This is a genomic window from Luteimonas sp. 8-5 (assembly GCF_029763755.1).
Lineage (GTDB): Bacteria > Pseudomonadota > Gammaproteobacteria > Xanthomonadales > Xanthomonadaceae > Cognatiluteimonas.
This window is the reverse complement of sequence record NZ_JARUVM010000160.1, coordinates 1-4886: the sequence shown is the minus strand read 5'-3', so window position 1 is coordinate 4886 and position 4886 is coordinate 1. Positions and strand designations below refer to the sequence as shown.

At 69.6% G+C, this 4886-nt stretch carries 5 protein-coding genes; 2 read left to right on the top strand and 3 right to left on the bottom strand.

Annotated elements, in window-relative coordinates; genetic code table 11:
- From QAA18_RS12535 to QAA18_RS12525, 3 genes are all read right to left on the bottom strand, one after another.
- Positions 1 to 844 (bottom strand): class I tRNA ligase family protein (locus QAA18_RS12535; RefSeq protein WP_279413406.1); only part of this gene is annotated, 844 nt, incomplete at its 3' end.
- Positions 845 to 939: 95 nt separating this feature from the next.
- On the bottom strand, positions 940 to 1362 hold the full coding sequence (locus QAA18_RS12530) for a DNA polymerase III subunit chi (RefSeq protein ID WP_279413404.1): 423 nt from the start codon (positions 1360 to 1362) through the stop codon (positions 940 to 942).
- Positions 1363 to 1365: 3 nt separating this feature from the next.
- The gene (locus QAA18_RS12525; protein WP_279413401.1) at positions 1366 to 2886 is read right to left on the bottom strand and encodes a leucyl aminopeptidase; all 1521 of its coding nucleotides are present in this window, start codon (positions 2884 to 2886) and stop codon (positions 1366 to 1368) included.
- Positions 2887 to 2972: 86 nt separating this feature from the next.
- Between QAA18_RS12525 and lptF the strand changes: the two genes are divergently transcribed.
- On the top strand, positions 2973 to 4064 hold the full coding sequence (gene lptF / locus QAA18_RS12520; protein ID WP_279413399.1) for an LPS export ABC transporter permease LptF: 1092 nt from the start codon (positions 2973 to 2975) through the stop codon (positions 4062 to 4064).
- The coding region (locus QAA18_RS12515) for an LptF/LptG family permease (protein ID WP_279413397.1) at positions 4061 to 4886 on the top strand (826 nt) is incomplete at its 3' end. The genes lptF and QAA18_RS12515, both read left to right, overlap by 4 nt.

Below are 4886 nucleotides of genomic sequence, written 5' to 3'. Positions count from 1 at the left end.
AGTCGTTGAAGTCGTGTGCGGGCGTGACCTTGACCACGCCGGTGCCGAACTCGCGGTCGACGTAGGCGTCGGCGATCACCGGGATCTCGCGGCCGGTGAGCGGCAGGCGCACAGTCTTGCCCACGAGGTGGGTATAGCGCTCGTCGTCGGGATGCACCATCACCGCGGCGTCGCCGAGCATGGTTTCCGGGCGCGTGGTCGCGACCACGAGGTTGCCGCTGCCGTCGCTCAGTGGATAGGCGATCGACCACAGGAACCCGTCTTCCTCCTGGTTGAGCACCTCCAGGTCGGAGATCGCGGTCTTCAGCACCGGATCCCAGTTGACCAGCCTCTGGCCGCGGTAGATGAGGCCTTCCTCGTGCAGGCGCACGAAGGCCTCGATGACGGCATTCGCTGCCATCGGATCCATGGTGAACACGCTGCGCGACCAGTCGCCGGAGACGCCCAGGCGGCGCATCTGCCGCTCGATGGTGTCGCCCGAATGCTGTTTCCAGTCCCAGACCCGGGCGATGAAACCGTCGCGGCCGAGCGAATCGCGGGTCTCGCCGTTGCCTTCCAGCGCCAGGTTGCGCGCCACCACCATCTCGGTGGCGATGCCGGCGTGGTCGGTGCCGAGCTGCCACAGCGTGTCGTACCCGCGCATGCGGTGGTAGCGGACCAGCGCGTCCATCAGCGTGTGCTGGAACGCGTGGCCCATGTGCAGGGTGCCGGTGACGTTCGGCGGCGGCAGCAGGATGGAGTAGGGCTCGCCCTTGCCGGTCGGCGCGAACACGCCGCTGGCTTCCCACTGCGCGTACAGGCGGGATTCGAAGGTGGTGGGGTCGTATGAGGAAGCGAGGGTCATGGGTTGCGGGACTCGGGACTCGGGACTCGGGACTCGGGACTCGGGACTCGGAAGAGCCACGAGTGTCCGTGGGAGCGGCGGAAGCCGCGATTCATTTACATGTCGTGCTTGTTTACATCAAAGCCGCGCGCCTTGTACTGCTTCCAGCGCTCGCGCAGCGGTTCGCGCGCGGAATCGTCGGCGGGTACCACCTCGAGCACGCGTTCGAAGCTGCCTTCGACCGCAGCGTCGCGCAGGTTCAGGACCAGCGGGCGCAGCGGCACGTCCATGTCCGGAGTGGCGATCAGCACCGGCGCCAGGTCGTCCTCGTCGTCGCCGGCGATCTGGTGCGGGATGTAGGCGTCGTCGTCGAACGCCCACAGCAGGTCGTCGATGGCTTCGGCCTGTTCGCGGTCGCGCGCCAGCACCAGTGTCGGCTGGCCCGAGTCGTGCGCCTTGCGCACGAGCTCGCACACCAGCCGCAGCGGCTCCTGGCGGAAACGCGGCTTCGCGATCAGGTAGAAATCCGCCCGCGCCATGCCCTACCGAGTCCCGAGTCCCGAGTCCCGAGTCCCGGCCCGATCCAGCAACCACTGCGCCAGCATCCCCACCGGCCGCCCGGTCGCCATGCCCATCTTGCCGTCGCCGTTGGAGACGCCGGCGATGTCCAGGTGCGCCCAGCGCTGGCCCTCGGTGAAGCGCGAGAGGAAGCAGCCGGCGGTGATCGCGCCGGCCCAGCGGCCGCCGATGTTGTAGACGTCGGCGAACTGCGAATCGAGCATGCCCTGGTATTCATCCCACAGCGGCAGGCGCCAGGCGCGGTCGAAGGTGGCCTCGCCGGCGGCCAGCAGTTCGGCGCAAAGGTCGTCGTGCTTGCCCATCAGGCCGGTGGCGTACTTGCCGAGCGCGACCACGCAGGCGCCGGTGAGCGTGGCCACGTCGAGCAGGGCGGCCGGTTCGAAGCGTTGCGCGTAGGTCAGCGCGTCGCACAGGACCAGGCGGCCCTCGGCGTCGGTGTTGCCGACCTCGATGGTCTTGCCGGACATGCTGGTGAGCACGTCGGACGGGCGGTAGCTGTTGCCGTCGGGCATGTTCTCCACGGCGGCGGCGATGCAGACCAGGTTGACCGGCAGCTGCATGCCCACGGCGGCGACGAAGGTGCCGAGCACGGTGGCCGCGCCGCACATGTCGTACTTCATCTCCTCGATGCCGCCCTGGGTCTTGAGGTTGATGCCGCCGGTGTCGAAGGTGATGCCCTTGCCGACCAGGACGTACGGCTTGCTGTCGCTGCCGGCGCCGTCGTACTTCATCACCACCAGCTGCGGTTCGTTGGCCGAGCCCTGGGCCACGGCGAGCAGCGAGCCCATGCCCAGCGCCTGCATCTGCGCGCGGTCCAGCACTTCGCAGGAGACCTTGCCGCCGACGCGCGAGGCGAACTCGCGGCCCTGTCGGGCGACGTACGCCGGGTTGCACACGTTGGGGGGCAGGTTGCCGAGTTCGCGCGCGAACGCCACGCCCGCGGCGATCGCCTTGCCTTGGGCGAGTGCGGTCTCGTCGCTGCCGGAAATTTCCAGCGACTTGAGGCCGGTCTCCTCCCGCTTCTTGTTCTTCGCGCCGAGGGTGGCGGTGTAGCGGTAGCACGCATGGTCGGCCGCGATCGCGGCCTGGCGGATGTTCCATGCCGCGTCGCGGCCTTCGACCGCCACCTCGGACAGGGTGAGCAGCGCAGACCCGACCGGGCCGGTCTTCAGTGCGCGGGCGGCGTCGCCCACGGCCTTGAGGTACTGTGCCGCGCCGAACTTCTGGCCCGGCTCGCCGAGGCCGACCACCAGCACGCGGGGCGCGGTGACGCCGGCCAGGTCGTGGAGCATCCCGGTGCGCCCGGTCTTGCCGCTGAGGTCGCCGCGCGAGAGCAGCGTCTTCAGGCGCCCGCCGCTGGCGGCATCGATCGCCTGGGCGGCGGGGGTGAGGCTGCCGTCGGACCATGCGCCCACCACCACGCAATCGGTGCTGGCGGTCGCGGCGTCCTGGCTGCGGGGGTTCAGGCTGAATTCGAGGGTCATCAGGGAGGCTTCCGGCGTGTCTGCGTACAATCGCCTGCAGCGGCGTGCCGCGGACGGAACCCTGAAGTTTAAAGCACCGAGGCCCGATGCCCCAGCTGGACCGCTATCTGCTGCGCGAATTCACCCAGGCCACCTTCGCCACGCTGGTGGTCCTGCTGATGGTCAGCCTGGGCGGCATCTTCGCCGGCGTCCTGGGGCAGATCGCCAGCGGCAAGGTGCCGGCCTCGATGCTGCTCTCGCAGATGGGGCTGCAGACCATCCGCTACCTGCCCATGGTCCTGCCGCTGGGCTTGATGCTGGGGCTGCTGCTGGCCGTCGGGCGCCTGTACCGGGACGCGGAAATGCCGGTGCTGGCGGCGATTGGCGTCGGGCCGCGTCGCCTGCTGCGCCCCCTGATGCTGCTGGCCCTGCCGATGGCCGTGGCGATCGCGATGTGTTCGTTGTGGCTGGGGCCCTGGGCCAAGGCCACTTCGTCGCGCCTGATCGCCGAGAACAACCGCAACCTCCTGGTTGCCGGGCTGGAGCCCGGTCGGTTCACCGAACTGCCCGGTGGCGGCGGCGTGGTCTACGTCGGTTCCATGTCCACCGACGGCACCCGGCTCGGGCGGATCTTCGTGTATCGCCAGACGGGCGACCGCCTGGACGTGACCACGGCGCGCACCGGCGTGGTCATCACCGAGGGCGAGGATCGCGTCCTGCGCCTGGAGGAAGGCTTCCGGGTCGAAGGCCCGCGCGAGGTCGGCCGCGATTTCCGCCTGATGCGCTATGCCGACAACGACCTGTTGCTGCCGCAAACCGAACCCAGCGGCGATGACGGCGCCGACCCTGACGCCATGAGCACGCCCGCGCTGATCGGCGACCCGCGCGCCGAGGCCACCGCCGAGCTGCATTTCCGCCTCGCGCCGCCTCTGCTCGCACTGGCGTTCGCGCTGCTGGCGGTGCCGCTGGCGCGCAGCCCGCCGCGCCAGGCCCGCTACGGCCGGATGATGCTCGGCTTCCTCGCCTACCTGGTCGGCATGAACCTGGCGATACTCGGCACCGGCTGGCTGGCGGCCGGCAAGCTGCCCTTGGCCGCGGGCCTGTGGTGGTTGCTGCTGCCCCTGCTGGCGCTGGGCGCCTGGATGTATTTCGGCGACGGGCGCATGGCCCGTCCGCGCGTGCGGGTGCGCAAGCCATGAGCACGCTGCGGAGCACGCTGTCGCCGTTCCCGAAAGTGCATGACATCTATGTCGGCAAGGTGCTGCTGGGCACCGTGCTGGCGACCTGGGCGGTGCTGCTCGGCCTGGACGTGGTGATCGGCGGATTGATGTCCGAGCTCGACGACATCGGCCAAGGCGACTACGGGTTCGGCCAGGCCTTGCTGTACATCCTCTACACCGTACCGCGGCGCGCCTACACGCTGTTCCCGACCGCCGCGGTGATCGGCACGCTGATGGGCCTGGGCCAACTGGCCACGACCTCGGAACTGACCGCGTTGCGCGCGCTGGGCCTGTCGCGGCGGCGCCTTGGCCTGGCCGTGGCCATGGCGCTGGCGGTGCTGACCGCGCTGATGGTGCTCAACGGCGAAACCCTCGCACCGTGGGGGCAGCGCAGCGCCGACGCTCTCAAGGCCTCCGCGCGCTCGCCCGACATGATCGTGGCGCGCTATTCCGGCCTGTGGGCGCGCGAAGGCAACATCTTCCTCAACGCCGGCGGCGGCGAGGAACGCAAGGATGGGGAAGGCAACACCTGGCTGGAACTGCAGGACGTGCACCTGTACGAATTCGACGACGACGGCCGCCTGGAGTCCATCGCCCACGCCGCCACTGCCGAGCACCGCACCGGCGGCTGGCTGTTGCACCAGGTCACCCGCACCTGGTTCGAAGCCAAGTCGGTGACCCGCACCGAGGCCATCGAGGAGCGTTGGGAATCGCGCCTGGACGACACCGCGCTGGCGGCCAGCGTCATCAAGCCCTCCGGGCTGACCTCGACCGAACTGCGCAGCAGCATCGAGTACCGCA